The sequence below is a fragment of the Propionicimonas sp. genome (assembly GCF_034927565.1).
Classification (GTDB): domain Bacteria; phylum Actinomycetota; class Actinomycetes; order Propionibacteriales; family Propionibacteriaceae; genus Propionicimonas.
Genome location: NZ_JAYFPT010000103.1, coordinates 1 through 25551 on the forward strand (window position 1 = coordinate 1; position 25551 = coordinate 25551).

Consider the following 25551-nt stretch of genomic DNA (forward strand, 5'->3'; position numbering starts at 1 on the left):
ACCCGGTCGGCGGAGTAGCCGTCGGTGCGCCACTGGTCGGTGTGCATATACCAGTAGCCGGTGCCGATCATGGTGCGGGGCGGACGCGACCAGTCCAGCGCGTTGGCCAGGTTGAACCAGCCGGTCATCGGCCGGCACTTCTCCTGGCCGACGTAGTGCGCCCAGCCGCCGCCGTTGCGTCCGATGCAGCCGGTGAGCATGAGCAGCGCCATGATCGCCCGGTAGGTGACGTCGGCGTGGAACCAGTGGCAGATGCCGGCGCCGATGATGATCATGGTGCGGCCCTGGGAGTCCTCGGAGTTCTTGGCGAACTCCCGCGCGATCCGGATGCAGGCCTCGGCCGGGACGGAGGTGATCTCCGCCTGCCAGGCCGGGGTGTAGGGAGTGTTCACGTCGTCGTAGTCGGCCGCCCACTGGCCGGGGAGCCCGTCGCGTCCCACGCCGTACTGGGCGAGCATCAGGTCGAGGACGGTGGTGACCAGGTGGTCGCCGACCTTCAGGGCCGGGACGCCGCGGCGGATGATCGTCCCCTCGCCGCGCGGATCCTCGAAGCAGGGCAGGGCGATCTCGACGCCCTCGGCACCCTCGACATCCAGCAGACTGAGCGCCGGCTTGAGGTCACCCAGGTCGAGGTTCCAGCGCCCCTTGCCCAGTTCGTTGTAGCGGTCGCCCATCGTCCCGTTGGGCACCACCGGCTGGTTGGTGACGCTGTCCCACAGCACGGTCTTGAAGGCGGCGTCCGGGCCGGGGTCGGCCTGGGCGCCGAGGGGGAGGGACGACCCCGGGGCTTCCGCGGACAATCCCAACCGGGCGCCGACCAGTCCTGCCAGGGTCTCCGAGGTCCTGTCGGCCCCGGACGACCCATCGGCGGGCGTGGCGTCCGTCCCCACCCGCTCCAGATCGGCGGCGGTGAGGAATTTGGCGGCGGTCAAGCCGTGGCCGTCCGGGTGCTCGACCAGCGTGACCAGCATGGAGAGGTCGGTGTACTTGGTGACGTAGTCGGTGAAGAACGGCACCTGCCGGTCGACGTAGTTCTCCTTCAGGATGACGTGGCCCATCGCCATCGCCAGGGCGGCGTCGGTGCCGGCCTGGGCGGGCAGCCATTCGTCGGCGAACTTCACATTGTCGGCGTAGTCGGGGCTGACGGTCACCACCTTGGTGCCGCGGTAACGCACCTCGGCCATCCAGTGGGCGTCCGGGGTGCGGGTGACCGGGACGTTGGAACCCCACATCATCAGGTAGGTGGCGTCCCACCAGTCGCCGGATTCGGGGACGTCGGTCTGGTCGCCGAAGACCTGTGGGCTGGCCACCGGCAGGTCGGCGTACCAGTCGTAGAACGACGTCATCGCGCCACCGATCAGGTGGTTGAACCGGGTGCCGATGGCGTGGGAGACCATCGACATCGCCGGAATCGGCGAGAACGACACGCACCGGTCGGGGCCGTAGGTCTTGATCGTGTTGACGTAGGAGGCGGCGGCGATCTCGATCGCCTCGTGCCAGCTGATCCGGACCAGGCCGCCCTTGCCGCGCGCGGTCTGGTAGCGCTTGCGGGTCTCGGGGTTGGACGAGATCTCGGCGAAGGCGGCCACCGGGTCGCCGCCGAGGCGGGCCTTGGCCTCGCGGTAGGCCTCGACCAGCACTGCCCGTCCGTAGGGGTAGCGCACCCGGGTGGGCGAGTAGGTGTACCAGCTGAAGGCCGCCCCGCGCGGGCAGCCGCGGGGCTCGTACTCGGGACGATCCGGGCCGGTGGTCGGGTAGTCGGTCTGCTGGGATTCCCAGGTGATGATGCCGTCCTTGACGTACACCTTCCACGAGCACGAGCCGGTGCAGTTCACCCCATGGGTGGAGCGGACCACCTTGTCGTGGCTCCAGCGGTCCCGGTAGAAGACGTCCCCCTGGCGCCCACCCTCCCGGAAGACGGCACGTCCGTCCTCGGTCTCGTCCCACTTCGTGAAGTAGCGGCCGAGCTTCAGCAATGCGTCGGCTGCCGGGCCGTCGATCTGGGCGCGTCCGGTCGTCATGGGTATTGCATATCACCGGCGACCGGGCCGCGTCCTGCTTTTTTCCGAAATGTTGGGGTTTTCTCGACCTTGTGGGTCGCGCCCAGATCGTGACGTGATTCTGCGTCTCGATGGCCGGATATGCCCGGAGGTCCGCCACGACGGCCATCGAGCGGCAGAATCACGTCATTGCCGCTGGTACGCGGCCCGGCGACCGCCTGAAGGTGGCTCGGGCGTAGCCTGCGGGTGAGGGCTTCGATCGTGAGAGAGGCAGAGATGAACCGTTCGATAGTGATCAACCGCGAGTTCGGCAGTGGTGGACGCGAGATCGGCCGGCTGATCAGCGAGCGCACCGGTATGGAGTTGTACGACACCCGCGTTCTGCAGGAGGCGGCCAGCCGGCGCGGTCTGCCCGCCGACCTGCTGGCCGATTTCGACGAGCGGGTGGCGTCGGGGCCCTACTTCGACCTGTCCGCCTTCATGGGCTTCGATTCCGAGACCTTCTCCTTGCCGTACCGGATGTACAGCGCGATCGCCGAGGTGATCACCGAGGCGGCCCAGGTGGCGCCGGCAGTCTTCATCGGACGCTGCGCTGACCGGATCCTGCAGGATGCGGGGCTCCGCCTGGTGAGCGTCTTCGTCTACAGCAGTGACGTCGAGCGGAAGGTCGCACGGGCGGTCGAGGTGGACGGCGTCCCGGCAAGAGACGCCGAGAAGTACATCGCGAAGATGGACAAGACCCGCGACCGGTATCAACAGTTCTTCACCGGGACCCGGTTCGGCGACTATCGCGAGTACGACCTGTGCCTGAACAGCGGCCGACTGGGCTACCAGGCCTGCGTCGATCTCATCCTCGCCGCCGAGGCCGCACCGGAGATGGCCGCCGCCCAGCCCGACAACGTGACCCCGCTCCGGCCGGAGGTGGATCGCTGAGTTCCGCTCGCGGGGAGAGCGTGACCGCGGGCTGTGTCAGCGGGGGCGCTGAAGCGCCGGGTCAGCGGCGCGCGTCAATGGTCGGAACGTCGGAGGCGAGCAACAGTCTGTCCGCGGTCATCAACTGAAGGCCATCAGTTGTGGCTTGCGCCGCGAGGAGCCTGTCGAACGAGTCTGCCTGGGGGAGCGCGACTGATGGGAGGGCCACCAGGTGGCGGTGCTCGATCGCGAGTTCGTCCAGATGAAGAGCGGCCGCACCCGCCGTCAACTCACTGGGTGAATGCGGCAGGCGGCCCTTGCAGAACTTCAGCGTGAGTTCCCACAGGCTCACCGTCGAGAGGCTCGCCGACTCGGCTTTCGTGATGGCCCGGCGGGCGTGGGTGCCGAGTTCTGCGGGAGCCAGCAACATCCAGAGGAAGACATGGGCGTCGACGAGCAGCCTCATTCCTGCTCCAGCGCATGGTCGAGGTCTGCGGCCAGTTCGGTATCGGGCTCGATCAGAGACGGACTTCCGTAGTGGAATCCCGGCACGCGACGGTCCTGCCACACCCCGATTGGAATCGGTTCTCGCGGCGGCACGGGCGCGAGGATCGCTTCGGCGTGCCCGTAGGCACCCAGGTAGATGACCTCGCCTGAGCGTGCCCGTTTGACCAGTTTGCTCAACTGGGTCTTCGCCTGATGGATGGGAATTACCTCGGCCATGACGCCATTTCATGAGTTGGTCCGGACTTAGTCCATGCCTCAGGCTGCGGCCGATCTTGAACAGAACCGCTGGGCCGCTCCGGGTTGGCCGGGCGGAAACAGGGTTGCCGATGCGGGGTCAGCCGCCGGCGAACGGCGGCAGGACGTCCACCCGGGCGTCCTGGGGCAGGATCTCGGACGGGTCGGCCACCTGCCGCCCGTTCACCAGGATCGAGCAGCGGGTCAGCACCTGCGCCAGGGTGGGACGGTCGTCGCCCAGCCGGGCCAGCAGGCCGTCCACGCTGAGCGGGCCGGGGATCTCTTCCAGGTGCCGGCCGGCCGCGTCGGCAGCGCCGGCATAGAAGCGGACGTCCATCCTCAGCCTCCGATCGAGCTCATGGTGCGGACGGGCGGCGCGAAGCCGGGATCATCGATGCCGTGGCCGCGAGCTTTGGTCAGATGGGCACCCTGCCACAGTTCGGCCAACTCCAGGTCCGTGGCGCCCGAGCGCAGCGGGGTGCGCAGGTCGGTCTCGGTGCGGGCGAACAGGCAGGTGCGCAGCTGGCCGTCCGCGGTCAGCCGGGTGCGGTCGCAGGCCCCGCAGAACGGCCGGGTGACCGAGGCGATCACGCCGATCCGGCCGCGCACCCGACCGTCGGCGTCCAGCACCTGCCAGTCCTCGGACGGCGCCGCTCCCCGTCCCGGCAGCGGGATCAGCCGATAGTGCTGCTGCAATCGCGCCAGCACCTCCGCGGCCGGCACCATCGCGTCCCGGTCCCAGCCGTGGCGGGGGCCGAGCGGCATCTGCTCGATGAACCGCAGCTGATAGCCGCGTTCCAGGCAGTACTCGGCCAGCGGCAGCACGTCGACCTCGTTCACCCCGCGCATCACCACGGTGTTGACCTTCACCGGCCGCAGCCCGGCGGCCTCGGCGGCGGCCAGGCCGGCCAGCACCTCCGGCAGGCGGTCCCGGCGGGCGAGGGCGGCGTAGCGCTGCCGGTTCAGGGAGTCCAGCGAGACGTTCACCCGTTCCAGCCCGGCAGCCTTCAGCGCGGCGACGTGCGCGTCCAGGCCGATGCCGTTGGTGGTCAGCGCGACGCCGGGCGGCCCGCCGCGATCGGTGGTCAGCTCACGGACTGCGGCGATGATCCCGGCCAGGCCCGGTCGCAGCAGCGGCTCCCCGCCGGTGAACCGGACGGTGTCGACGCCGAGCAGTTCCACCGCCACCCGCACCAGCCGGACGACCTCGGTGTCGGTGAGGATGGTCCGGCCGGGCAGCCAGGCCAGGCCTTCGGCGGGCATGCAGTAGCTGCACCGCAGGTTGCATCGGTCGGTCAGCGACACCCGCAGGTCGCGAGCCACCCGGCCGTGGGCGTCGCGCAGCCCGAGTGTGGGCTGGGTCGCGAGAGTCACGGTCGGTCCCCGATCAATCGGTCGAAGTCGCTGTCACCCTAGTGTGACATTGTTACGATTGTCTCGTAATAAATCAGGGGAGCAGTGCATGACGGTGACACGGGAGCGGGCCCGCCGCTCAGGGCTGGGGCCGACCCGAACCGAAGTGCTCACCGCGCTCCGGTCGGCTGGCACGGCGCTGTCGGTCGCCAGGATCGCGACCGCGGTCGAGTTGCACCCCAACAGCGCCCGGTTTCACCTCGACGCCCTGGTCGAACAGGGTCTGGTGGTCCGGCAGGACGAGCAGCGCGACCGTCCGGGCCGGCCGCGGGTGCTCTATCGGGCCGCTCCGTACGTCGACTCGGATGCCGACGCCATGCAGTCGGTTGCGCGGGCGCTGGTGCGTCATCTGAGCCGGCTGGAGGGTGGTGCGGGCGAGCAGGCCGAGGCTGCCGGACGGCTGTGGGGGGAGGAGATCGCGGCGGCGACCGCCGACGTCGCACCCCTGCAACGGATCATGTCCACCCTCGACACCCTCGGCTACCAGCCCAGGCCGGGGGAGTCGGGCGGGACCATCGTGCTGACCCCGTGCCCGCTGCGTGTCCTGCTCGGCGAGTCCGGCGCGGACGGACTGCCGCCGGTCTGCCGGCTCCACCTGGGGCTGATGCGGGGGCTGGTCGGCGACGATCCCAGCTGCAGCGTCACCGGGCTGGAAGCCCTGGTGACCCCGGACACCTGCCTCGCTCACCTTCAGCACCGGCCCGCCACACCGGCCTGACCCGGCGGAGCAACCGATGACCGATCACCACGCTGGCGCTCCGGTCCCGGAACAGTCCGGGCCCGGTGCCGAGGTTGCGCAGACGCTGCGCCGGGTGAGGCTCACCGCCGCCGACTATCTGGACGAACTGCTGGCCCTGGTTCCGTCAGGTCCGGGCGTCGAGCGGGTGCCGATCGACGAGGCTGCCGGACGGGTGCTGGCTGCCGACGTCGCGGCCGCAGTGTCCAACCCGGCCTTCACCAACGCGGCGATGGACGGCTATGCGGTGCGTGCGGCGGACGTCACGAACCTCCCCGTCCGGTTGCGGGTGGTGGCCGACGTCCCCGCCGGTAGCAGTGCCGACCCCCGGATTGGAGCCGGCGAGTGCGTCCGGATCATGACCGGCGCGCCCCTGCCCACCACCGCCGACACCGTCGTGCCGGTGGAGGACACCGATGGTGGCCTGGCTGAGGTGGAGATTCGGGCGGCGGAGGCGGGACGGCACGTCCGTCACGCCGGCGAGGACTACCCGGCGGGGCAGGTCGTGGCCGCGGCTGGGGTGCGGATCACCCCGGGCGTGCTCGGGGCGGTCGCCGCCGCCGGGGCGACCTCGGTCACCGTCCGGCGGCGTCCGGTGGTGGCGGTCTGCGCGACTGGCGACGAGTTGGTCGCCGACGGCGCGGCCCTCGTCCGGGGGCAGCTGTACGAGTCGAACTCCCATGTCCTGGCCGCCGCGCTGCGGCGCGACGGGGCGCAGGTGGTCCGGGGCGGCCCGGTGCCCGACCGTCCCGAGCCGCTGGCCGGCTGGCTGGACGAGGTGGCGCCGTCCGCCGACCTGATCGTGGTGACCGGCGGGGCCAGCGTCGGCGCCTACGACGTGGTCCGTGACCTGCTGACCGCGCGGGCCGGCGGGGTGTTCCGGCAGGTGTTGGTGCAGCCGGGTAAACCCCAGGGCTGGGCGCACTGGGCGGGGACGCCGGTGATCGCGCTGCCCGGCAATCCGCTCTCGGCGTCGCTGTGCTACGAGTTCTTCGTCCGGCCGGTGGTCGAGCGGTTGCTGCAGGTCGCGGGGCCCGCCGAGTTCACCGCGGTGGCGGCAGCCGACTGGGGCTGCCCGCCCGGCCGGATGCAGTTGCTGCCGGTGCGCCTGGGGAGCGGCCCGGACGGACGGCTGCTGGCGCGTCCCGTCCATACTCGGGGTTCGGCATCCCATCTCACCTCCGCGCTCGGCGGCGCGGACGCGATCGGCATCGTCCCGGCCGAGGTCGATCGGGTCGTCGCCGGCGACCTGCTACGGGTGCGGCTGTTCGGATGATCGGCTTCGACGCGATCATCCTGGCCGGCGGTCGCGGCAGCCGGCTGGGTGGGCTGCGCAAGCCCGAGTTGGCGCTGGACGGGCGCCGCCTGCTCGACCGGGCTCTGACCGCGGCGGCGGGTGCGCGCCGGCTGGTGGTGGTCGGTGACGCCGAGGTGCCGGACGGGGTGCCGCGTACCCGGGAGGACCCACCCTACGGTGGACCGGTTGCCGCGCTCGCTGCCGGGATGGCGTTCCTGCCCGAACACGCGCCGTGGACGCTGGTGCTCGCCAGCGACCTGCCCGCAGTGGAGGCCGCGGTGGCTACGCTGCTCGCGGTGGAGCCCGACGGCGACGGCTGCTGCCTGGTCGATGCCGGCGGCCGCCTGCAATGGCTGCTTGGCTACTACCGGACCGACGCTCTGGTGGCGCGGCTGGCCGACCGTGGTGATCCGCCGCTCACCGCGATGTACCGCCTGCTGGAGCCGCTCCGGCTGCGCGGCGTGGCCGTCGAACCGGAGCTGACCGCCGACGTCGACACTCCGTCCGACGCCGACCGGTGGGGGATCGCGCTGCCACACCCGCCGCAGCAGCCGTGATGTGAGGACGTGCTGGCGTAATGCGGGAACCTGCGGCGATCTCGGTGGCCAGGCCCGCCGAGGCCCCATTGGACCGGGGTAGTGGGATCCTCCCGGCCGCAGGCTGGGCGGGAGCCCCTGACCGCGATGGCGCGCTAGCCTGACCGGCAGGCCGTCCACCGAGCAGCAGGGGAGTCCGATGTCGCAGTTCACCCACCTCGACGCCGCCGGGAGCGCCCGGATGGTCGACGTCACCGGCAAACAGCCCTCGGCCCGCAGCGCCACCGCGGAGGGGTTCGTCCGGTGCCCTGCGACGGTGGTGGAGGCGCTGCGCGCGGGGGATGTCCCCAAGGGTGATGTGCTGGCGGTCGCCCGGATCGCCGGCATTGCCGCCGCCAAGCGAACCCCCGACCTGCTGCCGCTGGCGCACGTCATCGGCATCCACGGCGTGAGTGTCGATGTTGAGGTCACCGGCGACGGCGTGGCGGTCACCGCGACCGTCAGCGCCGTCGACCGCACCGGTGTCGAGATGGAGGCGCTGACCGCCGTCTCGGTCGCCTGCCTGGCGGTGGTGGACATGGTGAAGGGCCTCGACAAGCGGGTGGAGATCGCCACCGTCCGGCTGCTGGCCAAATCCGGCGGACGCTCCGGCGAATGGCGCCGGGACCCTGTGCCCGGGCAGGCCTGACCCCCCCGCCGTCCGCCGCTGCAGACCCTCCGTCCGCCGCCGTCCGCCTTGCCGGGTCGCAGGTTGCGCGTTCCACGTCAGATTGCGCCTGCCAGAACACGCGCAACGTGATGTCGCGCAACGGTGACCCAAGGCGCGCACCGTCAGGGCCGCGGTGGTTCTACAGGCCCGACCAGCGGTAGCTGCCGTCGGCCTCGAACTGCTGCTTCCAGATCGGCAGGTGCTGTTTGACCTGCTCGACCACCTGCTCGCACACCTCGAAGGCCTGCCGCCGATGGGCGGACGAGACCGCCACCACGAAGGCGACCTCGCCCACGCCGAGCTGCCCGATCCGGTGGACGGTGGCCACCCGGACATCAGCGCCGGCCGCCGCGAGCACCCCGGCGACGATCTCGCCGATTCGCTGCGGCGCGGAGGGGTGGCAGGTGTAGTCCAGGCCGACCACCTCACCGTCGGCGTGCGGGTCGTGGTCACGGACGGCGCCGACGAACAGTACCGACGCCCCTGCCGAGGGCTGCGCCACCAGCGCCGCCACGGCCGCCGGGTCGATCGGCCCGGACCTGACCTCGGCCAGGACGACACGGGAGTCCATCAGTGGTCGCCGCCGTCCAACTGGGCCAGCACGTGGTCGACCAGCGCCAGGACGGCGCCGATCCCGTCCCGGACGGCGCCGGGGCTGCCGGGAAGGTTCACCACGAAGACGCCGGGCTGCCCCTCGCGGGAGTCGATCACCCCGGCGATGCCACGGCCAAGCGCGGCGTGGGGCGAGGCCGCCAGGCCGTCGGCGCGGAGCGACTCGGCTACGCCGGGCAGTTCCCGGTCCACCACCAGACGGGTGCCCTCCGGGGTCCGGTCGCGCGGAGCCACCCCGGTGCCGCCCGTGGTCACGATCAGGCGTGCTCCCGCCGCGATGGCAGCCTGGAGCGCCTCGGCAACGGACCGCTCACCGTCCGGGACCACGCGCATGGTGACCATATGCCCCGCAGCCGCCAACGCCTGCGCCAGCAGCGGACCGGATCGGTCCTCGGCCAGCCCGGCCGCGCACCGGTCGGACACCGTGAGGACCGCGCTCGCCACCATGGTGCACCTCCTGTCGTCCCTACCCTACGGCGCCCCGGCCACCGCTCAGCGAAGGAATAAACGAACATTTCGTGAAAACTGGCCACGAGCCGCAGCTGCGTCGCTAGAGTCTCGAACGTGACGCAACTGAGGATCAAGGACGCCGCAAGCCTGCTCGGTGTCAGCGACGACACCGTCCGCCGCTGGGTCGACAGCGGAGCGCTGCCGCACCAGACCGACGAACACAACCGGATGGTGGTCGACGGTCGCGCGCTGGCCGAGTTCGCCAAGGCCCAGGCCACGCCGCCACCCGACCCGTCGGCCGTCGGGCGGTCGGCCCGCAACCGCTTCGTCGGACTGGTCACCGAGGTGATCTCCGACACCGTGATGTCCCAGGTCGAACTGCAGTGCGGCCCCTACCGGGTGGTCTCACTGATGAGCACCGAGGCCGTCCGGGAACTCGGCCTGGAACCGGGCACGGTTGCCGTTGCTGTCATCAAAGCCACCACCGTGATCGTGGAAACCCCTGAAAGGAACGAAGCATGACTCATCTCCGCAGCCGCCTGCTGGCCGGCGTCGCCGCGCTCGGCCTGGCGTTGACCGGCTGCTCCAGCACCGCCCCCACCACCACTCCCACCGAGGCTGCGCCCGGGCAGAGCTCGGAGAGCGCGAAGCCGGTCGAGGTCACCCTCACCGTCTTCGCTGCTGCCTCGCTCACCAAGACCTTCACCGCACTGGGGGAGACCTTCGAGGCCGAACATCCCGGCGTGACCGTGAGCTTCAACTTCGCCGGGTCGTCCGACCTGGTCGCGCAGCTCCAGCAGGGCGCCCCGGCCGATGTGTTCGCCTCCGCCGACGAGAAGAACATGGCCAAGGCCACCGACGAGAAGCTGATGGCCGCCGAGCCGGTGATCTTCGCCACCAATGTGCTCTCGATCGCCGTCCCGCCGGACAACCCGGCCGCCATCACCGGGCTGGCTGACCTGGCCAGGGACGGTGTCAAACTCGTCATCTGCGCGCCCGAGGTGCCCTGTGGCGCCGCCACGGTGAAGGTCGCCGAGGCGGCCGGGCTCACCCTCAAACCGGTCAGCGAGGAGGCCAAGGTCACCGATGTGCTGGCCAAGGTGGCCAGCGGCGACGCCGACGCCGGCCTGGTCTACGCCACCGACGTGGCCGGTTCCGAGGGCAAGGTGACCGGGATCGACTTCCCGGAGTCGGCCGGTGCGGTGAACTCCTACCCGATCGGGACGCTGGCCAAGTCGGCCAACCCCGACCTGGCCAAGGCCTTCGTCGACCTGGTCACCGGTGAGGCCGGTCAGCAGGTACTGGCAGCTGCCGGCTTCGGCAAGCCGTGAGGCCGGCTTGAGCAGAACCGAGTCCACCCTGCCGCGGTGGATCTTCTTCGTCGCCGCCCTCGGCGCAGGCTTCGTCCTGCTGCCGTTGGCGGCGATGACGACCCGGGTGGACTGGTCGCGATTCGGCGAGCTGGTCACCTCCGAGTCGTCGCGGGCGGCGTTCTGGCTGAGCCTGCAGACCTCGGCGACGTCCACCCTGGTCTGCCTGGTCCTCGGGGTGCCGATGGCGCTGGTGCTGGCCCGCACCCGGTTTCCGGGCCAGCCGGTGGTGCGGGCGCTCGTCCTGCTGCCGCTGGTGCTGCCACCGGTGGTCAGCGGCATCGCACTGCTCTACACCTTCGGCCGCCGCGGCCTGCTCGGTTCGACGCTGGAGGTGCTCGGTCTGCAGGTCGCCTTCTCGACCGTGGCGGTGGTGATCGCCCAGACCTTCGTCGCGCTGCCCTTCCTGGTGGTCAGCCTGGAGGGCGCGCTGCGCACCCTCGGCCAGCGCTACGAGGTGGTCGCCTCGACCCTCGGCGCCCGTCCCACCACGATCCTGCGGCGGGTGACCCTGCCGCTGGTGTTTCCCGGACTGCTGTCGGGCGCGGTGCTGTCCTTCGCCCGCTCGCTGGGCGAGTTCGGCGCCACGTTGACCTTCGCCGGCAGCCTGCAGGGCGTCACCCGCACCCTGCCGCTGGAGATCTACCTGCAGCGCGAGGTGGACGCCGACGCCGCAGTCGCACTGTCGCTGGTGCTGGTGGCGATCGCGCTCGCGGTGATCGGCCTGGCGACCCGTCGCTCGCAGGTGGTCTGATGGCGGACGGCATGCGGCTGCGGGCCACGGTCACAGACCGTGGTTTCAGGGTTGAGCTGGCCCTGGCCGCTGGTGAGCGGCTGGCCGTCCTGGGGCCGAACGGCGCCGGCAAGTCGACCCTGCTCGGCCTGCTGGCCGGTACGGTCCGGCCGGACACCGGACGTGCCGAGCTCGGTGGCCGCGTGCTGTTCGACACCGCCGCCCGGACCTGGCGACCGCCGCACGCTCGCGGCGTCGCCCTGCTCGCGCAGGATCCGCTGCTCTTCCCGCACCTCAGCGTGCTGGAGAACGTCGCCTTCGGCCCGCGGGTGAACGGTGCTAGCCGTGCCGAGGCCCGGCAGCGGGCCGAGCACTGGCTGGCCGAGGTGGATGCCACCGAGCTCGCCGGACGCCGGGCGACCGAGCTTTCCGGCGGGCAGGCGCAGCGGGTGGCGATCGCCCGCGCGCTGGCCACCGAACCCGAGTTGCTGCTGCTGGACGAGCCGCTGGCCGCACTGGATGTCAGCGTTGCGCCGGCGATCCGCCGGCTGCTCGCCCGGGTGCTCGCCGGACGGACCACGCTGGTGGTCACCCACGATCTGCTGGATGCCCTGCTGCTGTCGGACAGTGCCCTCGTCCTGGCGGACGGGGCGGTGGTCGAGGAGGGACCGACCGAGCAGGTGCTGCAGCGGCCGCGTACCCCGTTCGCGGCCCGCCTGGCCGAGCTCAACCTGGTGCGAGGCACCGCCGTCGCCGACGGCATCCGGGTCGGCGCCGACCTGCTGCTGCAGGGAATGCCCGCTGAGCCGCTGGCGGTGGGGGAGCCCGCGGTCGCGGCCTTCACCCCGTCCGCGGTGTCGGTGTACCTCGAGGCGCCCCACGGCAGCCCCCGCAACCTGATCCCGGCCACCGTCACCGAGGTCGAGCAGCGCGGCGGCATCGTCCGGGTGCGGGCCGCCGACCACCACGGCCACCAGGTGGCCGCCGACGTCACCCCGCACGCCGCCGCCGAACTCGACCTCTATCCGGGACGCGCCGTGGTGCTCTCCCTGAAGGCCACCGCCGTCGCCCTCTACCCCGCCTGAGACCTGGGACACGGGGACGGTTCCTTGTCCCACCTCGTCAAACCCGGTTTCGAGGAAGGACCTGCCGTGCCAGTGGACGTAGTCCACACCCCCAGCTTGCGGGCAGAAACCGGGCGCCAGCGCTGACGCCGCAGCGGACCGACGGCTCGCCGTCATGACACACCCCAGCCTGTGGCAGAAACCGGGCGACAGCGCCTGTTGGCGTGGATTATCCACGCGAGTCGCCTCCACTCCCCGGTTTCTGCCGTGGGCGGTTGAGCACGGGGTGAGCCGGGGCGACGGTATCTGCGGCTGACCGCAAAGCAGCGGCAGTAGGGTGCTGGCATGCCCCGGCCCTTGCCGCTTGAACCCGGCCCGGAACTGACGGTGGCGGAGTTCGCCCGCTACTCGCGGCAACTCGTGCTGCCCGAGTTCGGGATCGAAGGGCAGCGACGGCTGCGGGCGGCGAAGGTGTTGGTGCTGGGCGCGGGCGGTCTCGGCTCCCCGGCGCTGCTCTACCTGGCGGCAGCCGGGGTGGGGACGATCGGCATCGTCGACTTCGACGCCGTGGAGGAGTCGAACCTGCACCGCCAGGTGATCCACGCGACCGCTGCGCTCGGGCAGCCGAAGGTGGCCAGTGCGGTGGCGGCGATCGCCGGGCTCAACCCCGGCGTCACCGCGGTCCCGCACCAGACCCGGCTCACCGCACAGAACGCGGCGGACCTCTTTGCCGGCTACGACCTCGTCCTGGACGGAACCGACAACTTCCCCACCCGCTATCTGGCCAACGACACCTGCGTGGCGCTGGGGATTCCGCTGGTCTGGGCGTCGGTGCTCGGCTTCGCCGCCCAGGTCGCGGTGTTCTGGCCGGCCGGCGGCGGGCCCCAGTTGCGTGACCTCTTCCCCAGCCCACCGGAGCCCGGCACGGTCCCGAACTGTGCCGAGGCGGGCGTGATTGGTGCGCTGTGCGGCCAGGTCGGCTCGCTCATGGCCACCGAAGCGATCAAGCTGCTGACCGGCATCGGTGATCCGCTGCTCGGCCGGGTCCTGGTGATCGACGCGCTCGCCGGACGCTGGGACGAACTCCCGCTGCGGGCGGCCTCCCCCCACGCGGCACCGGGCCAGACCCCGGGCTCGCCACCTCGCCTGCTCGACGCACCGAACCCGGTGCCGGCCGGGACCTTCGCGCCGGCCGCCAGTGAGCTGCCGGCCGGCTCTGAGGACGTCCTGCTGCTGGACGTCCGCGAGCCTGCGGAGTTCGCCGAGAGCCACCTGGCCGGCTCGCTCAACGTCCCGCTGGGGGCGGTGCTGGCCGGCGCCGAGATCCCGGCCGACCGTCCGGTGCTGGTGATCTGCCGCAGCGGCGCACGAGCCGACATCGCTGCCGCGGCCCTCACCGCCCGCGGTCACGACGCCAGGGTGCTCCGCGGCGGCCTGCTCGGGCTCACTTCAGCTGGCTGATCACCTGCTCGGCCACGGCCTTCGCCTGGTTCAGCAGATCGCCGGCGTCACAGCTGGTGGCCTCGAAGCTCTGCTTCGCCGAGCCTTCCGCGGACGCCTCGATGGCGAGCGAGGCGCCGTCCAGGCAGTTCTTCGGGGTGTGGGCACCGAGCGTGCGCACACCGGTGGTCAGCACCTGCCACGCCCCGGTGGGCAGTTCATGGGTGGACTCCTTGCCGTCCAGGGTGTAGCTGGCCTGCTTCGGAGTGACCACCAGCGTGTAGTCGCCGGCCTGCTTGGCATCCGAGCCCGACAGGTAGGTGACCTTCACCTGATCCCAGTCGCCGGTGCCGAGCACGGACGAACAACCCGTCGCCACCAGGAGCAGCGGTAACAGCAACAGAACCAGGCAGCGCTTCATGCCCAGAGGGTAGCCGGACGGCTCAACCCGCTGCCCGGATGGCATCCTCTCGCCCGCCCCGCCGTCCGCCCGGACCAGACGGAGGTGGCCGGCTCAGCCCTCCGCGCTGGCCTGGATGCGGCCGTCGTCGATCGCGGCCAGCAGCGCCGCGTGGTCGGCATCGTTCTGCTCGGCGTAGGCCACCGCGAAGCGCCCCATGGCCTCGTCGAAGACCGTGCCCGTGCCCAGGTACCCGGCGATCAGCGCGGGCTCGATGCTCTGGGCGTGCGCCCGGGCCAGCACTTCACCGCACAGCAGTCCGTAGTCGCCCAGCAGCTTCTCGGAGAGCCGCTCGACCTCGATGCTGCCCTTCATGTCGCGGAACTGGCGGACGTAGTAGTGCCGGCCGTCCGAACTCGTCCAGCCCAGGAACGGATCGGAGACCGCCTGCATGATCTTCTGCCCGGCGACCACCCGCTGGCCGGCATGGCCGAGTTCGCTGGGGCCCGCATAGGGCTCCAGTACCGACCAGGTGGCCTCCTTGACCTGCAGGATCAGCGGGGCGCCACCGGTGTCCACCAGCAACTCGATCAGGCAGCGGGTGCCGACGCTGCCGACGCCCACCACCCGCAGTGCCACATCAACCGGATGGAAGCGCCGCAAGAGGGCACGGATGTCCGGGCCCACCGTGTCGACGTAGAGCTGCGGAACCGCGGCAATGTCCGCGGGCCAGACCCGCGGTCGTACCATCACCGGCGGTTGCTCGACCAGCCGCAGCTCGCCGTCCTCGGAGACCGTCGAGAGCTTGGCCAGCGCCGACTCCGAGGTGCGCTGCTGCGCCTTCCGGGTCGCCCGGCTCAGCTCCCGGGTGGCGGACGGGCGGGTCGCCCGCGCCAGCAACGATGCCGCGCTGACCAGGACGTGGAAGTTGGCCAGAGCACTCCGCTCGGCGAGCTTGCGCATTTCCTGCCGATAGGCACGCGCGGCCCGGGTGGCGATGCCGGTGGCGGCGAGGTCGCCGAAACCGGACGAGCGGGCAGCCACCGCGAGTGAGGCCACCAGCCGCTCGACGTCCCACTCCCAGGGGGCCGGCAGCGTCTCGTCGAAGTCGTTCAGATCGAAGACCAGCTCGCGTTCCGGGGACGCGTAGAAGCCGAAGTTGGACAGATGCGCGTCCCCGCAGGCCTGGACCCGCAGGCCGCTGACGCCGGTGGCCGCCAGATCGTGTGCCATCAGCGCGGCGGCACCGCGGTAGAAGGTGAACGCCGATTGCGCCATCCGTCCCCACCGGATCGGGACCAGCGATTGCAGCCGGGCGGCGTTCTGCGCGTCCAGCAGGGCCACTGGATCGCGGTCGGTGCTGAAGCCGTAGCCCAGGCTGGACCGCGGTCGAACTCGCCGCAACTCCCGGCCCTGCCTGAACAGTTCCTGCCTGGTCGCGGGCTGGCCCTGCCATCGCTCAGCTGGGGTCATGGCGCCTCCTCACGATCCTGGAGCAGCGTGCAAGACCGGGGACGGTGCTGTGTCCTGGCGAACCCGAGCGCTCTCTCGGGGCCAACTTATCGCGGCGGGGGGAGCCTGCCGCAAGGCCTCGGAGTCCGCGAAACGCCTGGTCAGCCACGGCAGCGTCGAGCCGCTGAAACGACCTGCTGGCCGACTGGCCGGCGACGGACGGGGCGCGTGCGGCGAGGGCATCGCCGGGGACGTGGACCGGCACCGGGGTCGCCGAGCAGCATCGTCACCGGCACAAGGGCATCACCGGGGCCGTGGACCGGTAGGTCGCCATCACCCGCGCGACTTTGGCGGTTGGTGGCCCTCACGCTTCAGGCGACCTGTCGTGCAATGTGCCAGGAAGCCACGCCGGACGGTGGTGATCCTCGCGCCTCAGGCGATCTGGTCCAGCGGGACAGTGCAGTCGGCGCCGCTGCCCGGGACGGCGGTGAAACCCCGCGGCGTCCACTCGGCGAAGACGCAACGAACGGCGAAGTAGATATTCCAGGTGTAGCGGGTACGGGCGAGGGAGTCGCCGACCCGGGTGACCTCCACGGGCCTGCCCGACTTCAGGTAGAACTGCTGCAGCTGCTTCGCCCAGGCGCCCTCCTGGTTGGCTTCGAAGTCGGCCAGTGTCGTCCCGGCGAACATGCCCTCCAGTTGTGCGATCGCAGCGGTCTGCCGGCTGGTCGCCATCCAGGCCGGCGCGCCCACCAGGACCGCCGCACCCACCAGCAAGCTGAGCATCACCCGCACCACCCGCCAGGGGGCGAGCCGACGCTCCCGGATCAGATCTGCGGTGAGCAGCAGCACGGCGCCGACGCCGGCACCGATCAGCGCGCCGGCGGTGTTGGCGACCAGATCCATCAGGTCGTTCGCACCCACCCCGACCAGCGGCTGGACGATCTCGATCGCCAGCGAGAGCAGCAGCGCGGCGCCCACCGTCCGCCAGGGCGCCCGCCAGAGCAGGACCGCGAACAGGGTCACCGGGACGAACAGCACCACGTTCAGCCAGACCTCGGTACTCACCCGTCCGGCGAGCACCTTCTCCAGGCCCCACTCTGCCAGGCATCCCGGACAGGCTCCCAGCCATGGCTCGCGCAGCAGGGTGACCACCAGCACGAGTCCCAGCCCACCCAGGAACAGGAAGAACAGCAGCCGACGCCCGGACCCCTGGATCCGGCTGCGCAGCAGCCAGGTGAGCCCACCGGCGGCGAGCGCGACCACGGTCAGCCCCACCAGCACCTGCGGTACCAGGAAGTAGCTCACGTAGTTGCTCACGCTGCTCCCGCCGTCATGCCGGACATCCTTCCAGGTGGTTCCAACCGGGCTCTTGACATACAACCATCTGGTTGTAGATTGGTGGGGTGGTCGAGCAGGACGAGGAACGGGCGGACGCGTTCTTCCACGCCCTGGCCGATCGCACCAGGCGGGACATCCTGCGCAGGGTCCTCGCCGGAGAACATTCCGTCAGCGCGCTGGCGGCGAACTACGACATGAGCTTTGCCGCAGTGCAGAAACACGTGGCCGTGCTCGAACGAGCCGGCCTGATCACCAAGCGACGCAGCGGCCGCGAGCAGTTGGCCAGCGGGGACGTCGAGGCGATCCGTTCGGTCGCCTCGATGCTCACCGAACTGGAGGACGTCTGGCGCGGCCGGATCGCCCGCATCGACGAGCTACTCAAGGAGAACTGACCCATGCCTGTCACCGACATCACCAAGGACCTCGACACCCGGTCGCTGATCATCACCGCCCACTTCGCCGCCCCCGTGCAGCGGGTCTGGCGGATCTACGCCGACCCGCGCCAGTTGGAGCGGATCTGGGGCCCGCCGACCTACCCGGCCACGGTCAGCCAGCACTCCCTGACGCCCGGTGGCCTCGTCCACTACTTCATGACCGGCCCGGACGGCGAGAGGTTCTACGGCGGCTGGCGCGTCCTCACGGTGGACGAGCCGACCAGCTTCACCATCGAGGACTTCTTCGCCGACGAGAACTTCAACCCGGCGCCGGGCATGCCGGTATCCCACGGCCGGTTCGCCTTCGCCCCGGACGGGGACGGGACGGTCGCCACCTACACCACCAGCTACGAGACCGCTGAAGCCCTGCAGCAGGTGCTCGACATGGGCATGGAGGAAGGCAGCCGCGAGTCCATCAACCAGATCGACGCCCTGCTCGCCGAGGTCTGAACCTCGGCGTGACCCGGCTGCCGGCTGTCTCCGAGTTTGTGCACCGAGTTCAGGGCACAAACTCGGAGACAGTGGGAGTCCGGTGTCAGGGGCCGCGGGTGCGGTGGGGCTCGACTGCCCGGGGTCAGCGGTCCAGTGCGGACGCGAGCAGTTCGACCAGCAACGGCTCCACGACCGACGGCGGTAGCGCCTCGACCAGGGCCAGGACGGGGGCCATGGCGTGCAGCGCGCCGGGTGCGAGCAGGCCGGCACCCCGCAGCACGGCGAAGGCCGTGTCCGCGTCCACGCCGGCCAGCGCCGCCGGGTCCAGGCCGCCCAGCAGCCCGGCCACCAGGATCGCCCCGTCCAGGTGTGGCCTGCCCCGCACCGCGTCCGCCGCGGCGGCCATCGCAGCTGTCAGGTCGGCCAGCACCTGCGCGGTCACCGGGGTGATGGTCAGGTGGGCGGTGGCGGGCAGCGTGCTGCCGTCCGGCTGCACTGAGGCGGGCTGGCCCTGCACGACGAAGCCGTGGGCGCGCATCGCGTCTGCCCACAGGTGTGGGTCGACCCGGTGCGCGGGATCGGCCTCGTCCGCTGCGAGGGCCACCATCGGGCCGGTCGGCGAGCCGACCACCCGCAGTCCCTCGATGGCCGCCGTCGCCTGGACGATCCGGGCTGCGGAGGCCGCCACCGAGGCCGTCAGCTCACGAAAGCCACCCACACCCAGCACTGAGGTGATCGCCCACGCCGCGGCCAGCGGCCCGGCCGACTTCGACCCCAGCAGGGTGGCGTTCACCACCGGGTAGCCGGGCCACGAGCTGGTCGCGAACCACTGCCGGCGCTGCCGGTCCAGTCCGCGCTGCAACAGCACCGAGATGCCCTTGGGGGCGTACCCGTACTTGTGCAGGTCGGCCGACAGGCTGGTCACCCCCGGGACGGCGAAGTCCCACGGTCCGGCCGGCGCGGCGGTGTCGGAGTCCGGCCAGAAGGCGAGCGCGAAGCCTCCGATGCAGGCGTCCACGTGCAGGTCGACACCGGCGTCCAGTGCGGCAGCGGCGACCTCGGCCACCGGGTCGAGGGCGGCGAAGGGGTAGCAGGGGGCGCTCACCACTGCCAGGGCGACGTCCGGCCCGAAGCGGGACGCCAGCGCCGCGGCATCCGGTCGCCCGGTGGCCACGTCGACCGGCACCAGGTCGAGGTCGAGATCGAGCAGTGCCACCGCCTTGCGGAATGCCGCGTGAACGGTGGTGGGGGCGACCAGGCGCGGGCGCCCGGTGCCGCCGCGGGCCCGCCAGGCGTCCCGGGCGGTCTTCACCGCGAGCAGGCAACTCTCGGTGCCCCCGGAGGTCGCAGTACCGGCGACATCCGGGCCGGCGTGGAAGACCCCCCGGGCGAAGTCGAGCAGTTCCCGCTCGATCACCGCCACCGACCCGAAGGCTGTCGGGTCCAGTCCGTTCACCGGTTGCATGGCCCGGATGGCCGCTGCCGCCAGGTCGTCGAGCTCCGGGCGTCCCGAGTCGTACACATAGGACAGCAGCCGTCCGCCGTGGGTGGGGGCGTCCTGGGCGCGCAGCTCGGTCAGGCGGGCCAGTACGGTTTCGGCATCCATGCTCAGCCGTCCCCTCGGGTGGGTTCGTCGATGTCGGCCCGGCGCAGCCGGTAGCGGATCAGGAAGACCAGGCTCGCCAGGGTGAGCGCTGCCGGGACGATGCTGAACCCGAGCGCGATGCCCGTGACCGCGCTGGCCGGCTGGGTGACGGTGGTGCCCGCGACGCTCTGGAGGTAGCCGGTGGCGGTGAGGATCAGCGCCAGCGCCCCGGCGCCCAGGGCCATCCCGGTGGTCTCGCCGGCCGTCCAGATGCCGCCGAAGACCCCCGCGTTGGCTGGGCCCCAGGTGCGCGCGTCGTGCGAGATCACGTCCGGGAGCATCGCCATCGGCAGCGCCTGCATGCCGGCGTAGGCGGCTCCGGCCACCGCCACGCAGGCGTACATCCACGCTCCCGGCGTCCACACCGCCAGGGTCAGGGACGCCGTCGCCACCGCGAAGATCACCGAGGCGATCGCGTAGCCACGCTCCTTGCCGATCCGGCGCGCGATGCCGTTCCACAGTGGCGAGCAGAGGATTGCCGGTGCGATCAGGGCGACGAACAGGAAGGTGAGGGCGTCCTCGGAGTGCATCACGTGGACCGCGACATAGTTGGCACCGGCCAGCATCAGCCCGGTCGCGACCGCCTGCAGGCCGAAGGTCGCCAGCAGGGAGCGGAACGGGGCGCTGCGCCGCAGTGCCGCCAGCCCGTCGGCGTAGCCGGAGGTCCAGGAGGCGGCCGCAGCGGCAGGGTTCGCCGGCTCCCGCGGGGCGATGGTCGCCGAGACCAGCATGCCGAGCGCGATCGCCACGCCCGCCACCAGCGCCATCACCAGGTAGCCGGTGTAGGCGTCGCCGACACCGCGCAGCATCGGCCCGCCAGCGCCGAACAGCAGGATCGCCAGGCTCAGCACCGCGACCCGGGCGGTCAGCAGCCGGGTGCGCTGGTCGTAGTGGGCGGAGAGTTCGGCGGGCAGCGCGATGTAGGGCACCTGGAAGAGGCTGAAGGCGGTGGACGCGAGCAGGAACGCGATCCCCACCCAGATCGCGGCGGCGGGCGGGGCGACCCCGGCCGGGACGGCGAAGGTGACCAGGAAGAACACCGGCAGCGTCAGGGCGCCGATGGTCATCAGCCGGCGGCGGGAGCCCGTCCGGTGCCGGGAGGTGTCAGAGAGGCCGCCGACGGCGGGTGCCACCAGCACGTCCCAGATCTTCGCGCCGGTGATGACGATCCCGGCCGCCCAGGCGGCCACCCCGAGGGTGTCGGTGAGGTAGAAGACGAGCACCAGTCCGGGCAGGGTCGAGAAACCGCCGGTGCCGAGCGAGCCGATCGCGTACCGGAGGATGACGCCGGTACGCAGCGCCGTGGGCGAGGACGTCGTCGTGCGAGCCACCCGGCGATCCTAGGGGGCAGCCGGACGGAAGGGCCGCCGGCGGCTTCGACAGGTGAGACCGGAGTCGGCGACGGCCGGCCTGCCGGGGCCGGGCGGGCCCGGACGGTGTGGGGTGCTGCCGCTCCCGACGGTGCGCCCGGCGCGTCCGTCAATGGCGGATCGTTGCCTGGCAGGTGAGCGCGTCGTTCACGGCAGTGCCGTTCCGGTCGTCGTCGGTGTTGTCCCCATTGATGTCGTCCGCAGTGGTGTCGTCGTTGCTGTCATCCCTGCGAAGACCGGAATCTACCCGGATTCCTGCCTTGGCGGGAATGACGGTTTGTTCTGCGGATTCTCCCCACGTCCCAGAAGTCTGGCCAGTCCGCGTCCGGGCGCCACCCTCAGGTGCGGTGGGCGTCCTCCGACTGGTCGGTGAGGTACTGCTGCAGCACGGCTGCCTGGTTGATCCGGGGGTCCTTGGCGCCATAGAGCAGGGTGACACGCTCGTGCTGGGACAGCAGGTCGCGGAGCGTGCCGACCGCGGGGTTGTGGTCGAGTTCGGCGCGGTAGCGGGCGGTGAACTCGTCGAGCCGGTCGGGATCGTGGTTCCACCAGGTGCGGAGTTCGGGGGAGGGGGCGATCTCCTTCAGCCACAGGTCGAGGGCGGCGGCCGGTTTGGAGATTCCGCGCGGCCAGAGCCGGTCGACCAGCACCCGGCAGCCGTCAGTCGGCGCGGCGGGCTGGTAGACCCGCTTGATCCGCAGTTCGCCAGTTGAGCCGGTCATGGCCGGCACCTCCTTCGCGGGTCTACCCTGCCAATAAGAAGGAGAGTACTCCGTTCTATCGGGAGGTATCAGTGTCAGCGTGCGGTCGGGGACTCGTCCCGGGCCACCGTCAGCAGGCAGAGGCCGGGGCCTGCGAAAGGCTGCAGTGCGACCGTCAGCCGTCCGGACCTGTCCGCCTGCCCAGCCAGGTGCTGGGCCAGGCCGAGATGCGCCTGGCAGACCACCTCGGGGTGCTCCCGGGCAGCGCTGCGGAAAGGACAGGAATGCAGCCGGATCAACTCGCCGGCAGGCTGTGGACTGAAGCCGAGCCGGGCGAAGGTCTCGGTGAGCACGGTCGTCGGCTCACCCGGCGGAGGGTCGAGCCTGGCCGCCCAGCGCCGTCCCGCCTCGAGCGCCACCTCACTGCCGTGTGTCCCGAGCGCTTCGGCCAGCACCGAGATCAGCTGCTCTGGCGCCTCCGACGGGCCGTGGGGCGTTGCTCGGTAGTGGATGCTGGGACGGCCGCGCCGGGACGTGGGCCGGGACTCTCGTTCGACCAGCCTGGCGCGCTCCAGGTGGTCGAGGTGGAACCGGACGGTGGTGACGTGCAGCCCGAGGCTGGTAGCCAGGTCGGCAGTAGTCAGGGAGGTGCCGGCCTGCGCCAGCAGCTCCAGCACCCGCTGTCGCACCGGGGACGCCAACGCCTCGTGGTAGCTGCCGGAGTGCCCCTCGTCCATGAATTAAAAGTAACACCGTCCGCGTTAACCAGGTCGTCAGGTCACGTCGAAGGAGTCATGATGGAACTGCCCGACCGCAGTGAGGTCAGTCCGGGGCAGGACAGGAGAGTCTGATGCCATCGATCTACCACATCGCGATCGCCGACGACTGGGAGCCGAGCCTGCGGATCGCCTCCTACGAGGCGGCCACCCGCGGTGTGCTGTGGGAGCCGGGCGACCACATTCGGGCGGTGACCGCCGCTGGCGTGCAGGACGTGCTCGATCGGCACTACCAGGATCTCGACCTGCCGCTACTGCTGGTGGAACTCGATCCCGAAGGGCTGGCCGTCGCCGGGGTCGACGTCGAGCAGGATGCGGACTCGGAGGAGGCGCGCGTCCTCGGGCCGATCCCGTCCGCGGACCCGGCGGCTGTGGTGTCGGTCCGGCCGCTGAAGCGGGTGGACGGACGCTGGCGGGCGCCCGGCCTGTGACCAGGCAGCGATCGAGGCTGCGTCAGCCGCTCCCGGGCGGCCTGTTGGTCGACCCGTCCGGGCGCCACCGGGGTGACCGGCTCGCCGGCCGTGGCACAGGAGCAGCATGAACGAATCCGTGGATCCTGCTGGCCCGGTGTCCGGGCATGGGCACGAGCCGCCCGGGCACGCCCACGGCCATGCCCACACCCACGGCGCTGACGGCACCCAGCGCTGGCGGCTGGCGGTGGCGTTCGGGATCACCGCCGCGATCCTGGTCGCCCAGGCCACTGGCGCGGTGCTCACCGGAAGCCTCGCGCTGCTGGTGGACACCGGGCACATGCTCACCGATGTCGCGGGCCTGGCGATGGCGCTCACCGCAGCCTCGCTCAGCCTGCGTCCGGCCTCGTCCCGGCGTACCTGGGGCTGGCGGCGGGTGGAGATCCTCGCCGCCGCCGCGCAGGCGACAGTGCTGCTCGGGGTCGGGGTCTATGTGCTGATTGAGGGAGTCCTGCGGCTGGTCGACCCGCCGGAGGTGCCGCCGTCCGAACTGGTGGTGTTCGGCGTGATCGGGCTGCTGGGCAATCTGGCCTCGCTGGCGGTGCTGTCGGCCGGCCGCCAGGCCAGCCTCAACCTGCGGGCGGCCTTCCTGGAGGTGCTCAACGACGCTCTCGGGTCGGTGGGGGTGATCGTTGCGGCAGTCGTGATCGCCGCCACCGGCTGGCAGCGGGCGGATGCGATCGCCGGTCTGGTGATCGGTGCGCTGATCCTGCCGCGTGCGATCCGGATCCTGGTCGAGGCCAGCAACGTGCTGCTGGAGTCCGTCCCTGCCGGCCTCGACCTCGACCAGGTGCGCGCCCGGCTCCTCGAACTCGACCATGTCGTGGCCGTCCACGACCTGCACGCCTCCCTGGTGGCCTCGGGCCTGCCGACCCTGTCGGCGCACGTGGTGGTGAAGGACTCCTGTTTCCGCGACGGCCATGCCCCCGAGATCCTGGACGCGCTGCAGACCTGCGTGGCGACCGAGTTCGACGTCGGGGTGTCCCACTCGACCTTCCAACTCGAGCCCGCCCGGCATGCCGAGCACGAGCCGCCCACCCACGCCTGAGCCGGGGTGGTCGGACGGCGGTCGCGTCGGCGTCCAACCGGGAGTCAGCTGAGCCGGCGGCGCAGCAGGTAGGTGTCGAACATCCAGCCCTTGCGGGCGAGCGCCTCTGCCCGGGCGTCCAGGATCTGCTGGCGGACTTCGGCCAGGTCGCCGGCGATCAGGATCTCGTCGGGAGTGCCGAGGTAGGCGCCCCAGTAGATGTCCAGCCCGGTGGGGTCGATCGCCGCGAAGGTCTGCTGGCCGTCCAGCATGGCCACGACGTCGTCCACGTCGGACGGGATGCCGTCGCGCAGCAGCCGGGCGGGGGCGATCTGGACGGCCCGTCCCTGCCGGTTGAGCGGGATCTGGAACCGGGCGGTGAGGGCGTGGAGGCAGCTGATGCCGGGAATCACCCGCAGTTCGAGCGGCTCGACCGAGGCCCGGCGAAGCTCCTGGACGATCGCCAGGGTGCTCTCGAACAGGCTCGGGTCACCCCAGACCAGGAAGCCGCCGGTCTGGCCGCCCGTCAGGTTTGCGGCCACCGCGGCGCTCCACTGCTCCAGCCGCTGTTCGCGCCAGCGGGCCACGGCGGCGTGGTAGTCCGGCGCCGTCCGCCAGGGACGGGGCGGGTCGCGCAGTTCGACCGTCCGTAACGGCGTGCTGCGGTGGCGTTCGACGATCACCCGGCGGGCCTCGACCAGGTCGTCCAGTTCGTCCTGCTTCAGGACGACGAACAGCACGTCGAGCTGCTGCAGGGCCGCGATCGCCTCCAGCGTCACCCAGTCGGGATCGCCGGCGCCGATCCCGATCAGCGCCAGTTCGCGGCTCATTCGGCCTCGCTGGCGATCGCGTTCAGGGCTGCCACGGTGATCGCCGATCCGCCGCGGCGGCCGTGCAGCACCAGGTACTCCAGCCCGAACGGGTTGTCGGCCAGCGCCCGCTTGGATTCCGCGGCGCCGACGAAGCCGACCGGGATGCCGATCACCCCGGCCGGCATCAGCCCGGTGTCGCGGACCACCTCGAGCAGGTGGAACAGGGCGGTCGGGGCATTGCCGATCGCCACCACCGCACCCGCCAGGCGGGGCTTCCACAGTTCGACCGCGGCGGCGGTCTTGGTGGTGCCCAGCTCTCGGGCCAGTTCGGCCAGCCGGGGCTCGCCCAAGTGGCAGACGATCTCGTTGTCGGCGGGCAGCCGGGAGCGGATCACCCCGCTGGCCACCATCTGCGCATCACACAGGATCGGCGCCCCGGCCTGTAGCGCCGTCCGACAGGCGGTGACCACGCCCGCGCTGTAGCCGAGGTGCTCGGGCAGGTCGGTCTGGGCGGCGGCGTGGATCATTCGGGTCGCCACGTGGGCCAGGTCCGGCGGCAGGATCGACAGGTTCGCCTCGGCCCGGATGGTGGCGAACGAGTGCCGGTAGATCTCGGCGCCGTCGGTGAGGTACTCGTAGGTCACCGACGCCGGTCCCGGGGTGGCTGGCCGTGACAGC

30 protein-coding genes are annotated in these 25551 nt (G+C 71.4%); 14 read left to right on the forward strand and 16 right to left on the reverse strand.

The window, feature by feature from the left end; all coding sequences use genetic code 11:
• The coding region (locus tag VB080_RS14355) for a molybdopterin-dependent oxidoreductase (RefSeq protein WP_323419142.1) at nucleotides 1–2021 on the reverse strand (2021 nt) is incomplete at its 3' end.
• Nucleotides 2022–2276: 255 nt separating this feature from the next.
• Here VB080_RS14355 and VB080_RS14360 point away from each other — a divergent pair.
• On the forward strand, nucleotides 2277–2933 hold the full coding sequence (locus VB080_RS14360; RefSeq protein WP_323419143.1) for a cytidylate kinase-like family protein: 657 nt from the start codon (nucleotides 2277–2279) through the stop codon (nucleotides 2931–2933).
• Between the two features lie 61 nt (nucleotides 2934–2994).
• Here the strand turns inward: VB080_RS14360 and VB080_RS14365 are convergent, their stop codons facing one another.
• From VB080_RS14365 to moaA, 4 genes are all read right to left on the reverse strand, one after another.
• Complete coding sequence (locus tag VB080_RS14365; protein WP_323419144.1) at nucleotides 2995–3378, reverse strand: type II toxin-antitoxin system VapC family toxin; 384 nt, start codon at nucleotides 3376–3378, stop codon at nucleotides 2995–2997.
• Entirely contained in the window at nucleotides 3375–3635 is a 261-nt protein-coding gene (locus VB080_RS14370) for a hypothetical protein (protein ID WP_323419145.1), read from the reverse strand. The genes VB080_RS14365 and VB080_RS14370 overlap by 4 nt, the downstream gene beginning before the upstream one ends.
• Nucleotides 3636–3753: 118 nt before the next feature.
• Nucleotides 3754–3990, reverse strand: coding sequence for a MoaD/ThiS family protein (locus tag VB080_RS14375; RefSeq protein ID WP_323419146.1), 237 nt, complete (start codon nucleotides 3988–3990; stop codon nucleotides 3754–3756).
• A gap of 2 nt (nucleotides 3991–3992) precedes the next feature.
• On the reverse strand, nucleotides 3993–5027 hold the full coding sequence (gene moaA / locus VB080_RS14380; protein ID WP_323419147.1) for a GTP 3',8-cyclase MoaA: 1035 nt from the start codon (nucleotides 5025–5027) through the stop codon (nucleotides 3993–3995).
• Nucleotides 5028–5115: 88 nt separating this feature from the next.
• Between moaA and VB080_RS14385 the strand changes: the two genes are divergently transcribed.
• From VB080_RS14385 to moaC, 4 genes are all read left to right on the forward strand, one after another.
• Entirely contained in the window at nucleotides 5116–5784 is a 669-nt protein-coding gene (locus VB080_RS14385; RefSeq protein ID WP_323419148.1) for a helix-turn-helix transcriptional regulator, read from the forward strand.
• Nucleotides 5785–5800: 16 nt separating this feature from the next.
• Complete coding sequence (gene glp, locus VB080_RS14390; protein ID WP_323419149.1) at nucleotides 5801–7078, forward strand: gephyrin-like molybdotransferase Glp; 1278 nt, start codon at nucleotides 5801–5803, stop codon at nucleotides 7076–7078.
• Nucleotides 7075–7656, forward strand: a complete 582-nt coding sequence (mobA, locus tag VB080_RS14395) for a molybdenum cofactor guanylyltransferase (RefSeq protein ID WP_323419150.1) — start codon at nucleotides 7075–7077, stop codon at nucleotides 7654–7656. Before glp ends, mobA begins: the two co-directional genes overlap by 4 nt.
• A gap of 178 nt (nucleotides 7657–7834) precedes the next feature.
• Nucleotides 7835–8323: a cyclic pyranopterin monophosphate synthase MoaC gene (gene moaC, locus VB080_RS14400; protein WP_323419151.1), complete on the forward strand. Its 489-nt coding sequence runs from the start codon at nucleotides 7835–7837 to the stop codon at nucleotides 8321–8323.
• Nucleotides 8324–8483: 160 nt separating this feature from the next.
• Here moaC and VB080_RS14405 read toward each other — a convergent pair whose 3' ends face one another.
• Entirely contained in the window at nucleotides 8484–8915 is a 432-nt protein-coding gene (locus VB080_RS14405; RefSeq protein ID WP_323419152.1) for a molybdenum cofactor biosynthesis protein MoaE, read from the reverse strand.
• Nucleotides 8915–9403 (reverse strand): MogA/MoaB family molybdenum cofactor biosynthesis protein, encoded by a 489-nt coding sequence (locus VB080_RS14410; protein ID WP_323419153.1) that lies wholly within the window; start codon nucleotides 9401–9403, stop codon nucleotides 8915–8917. The genes VB080_RS14405 and VB080_RS14410 overlap by 1 nt, the downstream gene beginning before the upstream one ends.
• A 117-nt stretch (nucleotides 9404–9520) precedes the next feature.
• Here VB080_RS14410 and VB080_RS14415 point away from each other — a divergent pair, with 117 nt between their 5' ends.
• The 5 genes from VB080_RS14415 to moeB all read left to right on the forward strand — a co-directional run bounded on the left by VB080_RS14415 (nucleotide 9521) and on the right by moeB (nucleotide 14034).
• Nucleotides 9521–9928 (forward strand): TOBE domain-containing protein, encoded by a 408-nt coding sequence (locus VB080_RS14415; protein WP_323419154.1) that lies wholly within the window; start codon nucleotides 9521–9523, stop codon nucleotides 9926–9928.
• Nucleotides 9925–10737 (forward strand): molybdate ABC transporter substrate-binding protein, encoded by an 813-nt coding sequence (gene modA, locus VB080_RS14420; protein ID WP_323419155.1) that lies wholly within the window; start codon nucleotides 9925–9927, stop codon nucleotides 10735–10737. The genes VB080_RS14415 and modA overlap by 4 nt, the downstream gene beginning before the upstream one ends.
• Before the next feature lie 7 nt (nucleotides 10738–10744).
• Nucleotides 10745–11530, forward strand: a complete 786-nt coding sequence (locus tag VB080_RS14425) for an ABC transporter permease (protein WP_323419156.1) — start codon at nucleotides 10745–10747, stop codon at nucleotides 11528–11530.
• Nucleotides 11530–12594, forward strand: coding sequence for a sulfate/molybdate ABC transporter ATP-binding protein (locus VB080_RS14430; RefSeq protein ID WP_323419157.1), 1065 nt, complete (start codon nucleotides 11530–11532; stop codon nucleotides 12592–12594). The genes VB080_RS14425 and VB080_RS14430 overlap by 1 nt, the downstream gene beginning before the upstream one ends.
• A 324-nt stretch (nucleotides 12595–12918) precedes the next feature.
• Nucleotides 12919–14034, forward strand: coding sequence for a molybdopterin-synthase adenylyltransferase MoeB (moeB, locus tag VB080_RS14435; protein ID WP_323419158.1), 1116 nt, complete (start codon nucleotides 12919–12921; stop codon nucleotides 14032–14034).
• Here the strand turns inward: moeB and VB080_RS14440 are convergent.
• The 3 genes from VB080_RS14440 to VB080_RS14450 form a co-directional block, all read right to left on the reverse strand.
• Nucleotides 14018–14434, reverse strand: a complete 417-nt coding sequence (locus VB080_RS14440) for a hypothetical protein (protein ID WP_323419159.1) — start codon at nucleotides 14432–14434, stop codon at nucleotides 14018–14020. The genes moeB and VB080_RS14440 overlap by 17 nt on opposite strands.
• Nucleotides 14435–14527: 93 nt before the next feature.
• Nucleotides 14528–15886, reverse strand: a complete 1359-nt coding sequence (locus VB080_RS14445; protein WP_323419160.1) for a DUF2252 domain-containing protein — start codon at nucleotides 15884–15886, stop codon at nucleotides 14528–14530.
• Nucleotides 15887–16297: 411 nt separating this feature from the next.
• The gene (locus tag VB080_RS14450) at nucleotides 16298–17185 is read right to left on the reverse strand and encodes a VanZ family protein (protein ID WP_323419161.1); all 888 of its coding nucleotides are present in this window, start codon (nucleotides 17183–17185) and stop codon (nucleotides 16298–16300) included.
• Between the two features lie 86 nt (nucleotides 17186–17271).
• On the opposite strand from VB080_RS14450, the gene VB080_RS14455 reads away from it, so the two are divergent.
• On the forward strand, nucleotides 17272–17598 hold the full coding sequence (locus tag VB080_RS14455; protein ID WP_323419162.1) for a metalloregulator ArsR/SmtB family transcription factor: 327 nt from the start codon (nucleotides 17272–17274) through the stop codon (nucleotides 17596–17598).
• 3 nt (nucleotides 17599–17601) lie between these two features.
• Entirely contained in the window at nucleotides 17602–18090 is a 489-nt protein-coding gene (locus VB080_RS14460; RefSeq protein ID WP_323419163.1) for an SRPBCC domain-containing protein, read from the forward strand.
• Between the two features lie 124 nt (nucleotides 18091–18214).
• Here VB080_RS14460 and VB080_RS14465 read toward each other — a convergent pair whose 3' ends face one another.
• The 4 genes from VB080_RS14465 to VB080_RS14480 form a co-directional block, all read right to left on the reverse strand.
• Nucleotides 18215–19678, reverse strand: coding sequence for a pyridoxal phosphate-dependent decarboxylase family protein (locus VB080_RS14465; RefSeq protein WP_323419164.1), 1464 nt, complete (start codon nucleotides 19676–19678; stop codon nucleotides 18215–18217).
• Nucleotides 19679–19680: 2 nt separating this feature from the next.
• Nucleotides 19681–21048 carry an MFS transporter gene (locus VB080_RS14470; protein ID WP_323419165.1) on the reverse strand — a complete coding sequence of 456 codons (1368 nt, stop codon included), beginning with the start codon at nucleotides 21046–21048 and terminating at the stop codon, nucleotides 19681–19683.
• A 377-nt stretch (nucleotides 21049–21425) separates the two neighbouring features.
• Nucleotides 21426–21809 carry a DUF488 domain-containing protein gene (locus VB080_RS14475; RefSeq protein WP_323419166.1) on the reverse strand — a complete coding sequence of 128 codons (384 nt, stop codon included), beginning with the start codon at nucleotides 21807–21809 and terminating at the stop codon, nucleotides 21426–21428.
• Between the two features lie 74 nt (nucleotides 21810–21883).
• Nucleotides 21884–22525 (reverse strand): helix-turn-helix transcriptional regulator, encoded by a 642-nt coding sequence (locus tag VB080_RS14480; protein ID WP_323419167.1) that lies wholly within the window; start codon nucleotides 22523–22525, stop codon nucleotides 21884–21886.
• 113 nt (nucleotides 22526–22638) lie between these two features.
• Here VB080_RS14480 and VB080_RS14485 point away from each other — a divergent pair, with 113 nt between their 5' ends.
• Together VB080_RS14485 and VB080_RS14490 are read left to right on the forward strand one after the other, a co-directional pair.
• Entirely contained in the window at nucleotides 22639–22995 is a 357-nt protein-coding gene (locus VB080_RS14485; protein ID WP_323419168.1) for a hypothetical protein, read from the forward strand.
• Between the two features lie 106 nt (nucleotides 22996–23101).
• On the forward strand, nucleotides 23102–24082 hold the full coding sequence (locus VB080_RS14490) for a cation diffusion facilitator family transporter (RefSeq protein WP_323419169.1): 981 nt from the start codon (nucleotides 23102–23104) through the stop codon (nucleotides 24080–24082).
• Between the two features lie 44 nt (nucleotides 24083–24126).
• On the opposite strand, the gene cobF is transcribed toward VB080_RS14490, so the two are convergent.
• Together cobF and VB080_RS14500 are read right to left on the reverse strand one after the other, a co-directional pair.
• On the reverse strand, nucleotides 24127–24891 hold the full coding sequence (gene cobF, locus VB080_RS14495) for a precorrin-6A synthase (deacetylating) (protein WP_323419170.1): 765 nt from the start codon (nucleotides 24889–24891) through the stop codon (nucleotides 24127–24129).
• Nucleotides 24888–25550, reverse strand: a complete 663-nt coding sequence (locus VB080_RS14500) for a precorrin-8X methylmutase (protein ID WP_323419171.1) — start codon at nucleotides 25548–25550, stop codon at nucleotides 24888–24890. Before VB080_RS14500 ends, cobF begins: the two co-directional genes overlap by 4 nt.
• Nucleotide 25551: the final 1 nt, after the last annotated feature.

Excerpts from the sequence above, each read along its gene's own strand:
- VB080_RS14405 (WP_323419152.1), bottom strand. The coding sequence starts at position 8,915 with ATGGACTCCCGTGTCGTCCTGGCCGAGGTCAGGTCCGGGCCGATCGAC.
- VB080_RS14370 (WP_323419145.1), bottom strand. The coding sequence starts at position 3,635 with ATGGCCGAGGTAATTCCCATCCATCAGGCGAAGACCCAGTTGAGCAAA.
- moeB (WP_323419158.1), top strand. The coding sequence starts at position 12,919 with ATGCCCCGGCCCTTGCCGCTTGAACCCGGCCCGGAACTGACGGTGGCG.
- VB080_RS14375 (WP_323419146.1), bottom strand. The coding sequence starts at position 3,990 with ATGGACGTCCGCTTCTATGCCGGCGCTGCCGACGCGGCCGGCCGGCAC.
- VB080_RS14365 (WP_323419144.1), bottom strand. The coding sequence starts at position 3,378 with ATGAGGCTGCTCGTCGACGCCCATGTCTTCCTCTGGATGTTGCTGGCT.
- VB080_RS14480 (WP_323419167.1), bottom strand. The coding sequence starts at position 22,525 with ATGGACGAGGGGCACTCCGGCAGCTACCACGAGGCGTTGGCGTCCCCG.
- cobF (WP_323419170.1), bottom strand. The coding sequence starts at position 24,891 with ATGAGCCGCGAACTGGCGCTGATCGGGATCGGCGCCGGCGATCCCGAC.
- VB080_RS14410 (WP_323419153.1), bottom strand. The coding sequence starts at position 9,403 with ATGGTGGCGAGCGCGGTCCTCACGGTGTCCGACCGGTGCGCGGCCGGG.
- modA (WP_323419155.1), top strand. The coding sequence starts at position 9,925 with ATGACTCATCTCCGCAGCCGCCTGCTGGCCGGCGTCGCCGCGCTCGGC.
- mobA (WP_323419150.1), top strand. The coding sequence starts at position 7,075 with ATGATCGGCTTCGACGCGATCATCCTGGCCGGCGGTCGCGGCAGCCGG.
- VB080_RS14485 (WP_323419168.1), top strand. The coding sequence starts at position 22,639 with ATGCCATCGATCTACCACATCGCGATCGCCGACGACTGGGAGCCGAGC.
- VB080_RS14475 (WP_323419166.1), bottom strand. The coding sequence starts at position 21,809 with ATGACCGGCTCAACTGGCGAACTGCGGATCAAGCGGGTCTACCAGCCC.
- VB080_RS14430 (WP_323419157.1), top strand. The coding sequence starts at position 11,530 with ATGGCGGACGGCATGCGGCTGCGGGCCACGGTCACAGACCGTGGTTTC.
- glp (WP_323419149.1), top strand. The coding sequence starts at position 5,801 with ATGACCGATCACCACGCTGGCGCTCCGGTCCCGGAACAGTCCGGGCCC.
- moaC (WP_323419151.1), top strand. The coding sequence starts at position 7,835 with ATGTCGCAGTTCACCCACCTCGACGCCGCCGGGAGCGCCCGGATGGTC.
- VB080_RS14360 (WP_323419143.1), top strand. The coding sequence starts at position 2,277 with ATGAACCGTTCGATAGTGATCAACCGCGAGTTCGGCAGTGGTGGACGC.
- VB080_RS14460 (WP_323419163.1), top strand. The coding sequence starts at position 17,602 with ATGCCTGTCACCGACATCACCAAGGACCTCGACACCCGGTCGCTGATC.
- VB080_RS14465 (WP_323419164.1), bottom strand. The coding sequence starts at position 19,678 with ATGGATGCCGAAACCGTACTGGCCCGCCTGACCGAGCTGCGCGCCCAG.
- VB080_RS14385 (WP_323419148.1), top strand. The coding sequence starts at position 5,116 with ATGACGGTGACACGGGAGCGGGCCCGCCGCTCAGGGCTGGGGCCGACC.
- VB080_RS14440 (WP_323419159.1), bottom strand. The coding sequence starts at position 14,434 with ATGAAGCGCTGCCTGGTTCTGTTGCTGTTACCGCTGCTCCTGGTGGCG.
- VB080_RS14490 (WP_323419169.1), top strand. The coding sequence starts at position 23,102 with ATGAACGAATCCGTGGATCCTGCTGGCCCGGTGTCCGGGCATGGGCAC.
- VB080_RS14445 (WP_323419160.1), bottom strand. The coding sequence starts at position 15,886 with ATGACCCCAGCTGAGCGATGGCAGGGCCAGCCCGCGACCAGGCAGGAA.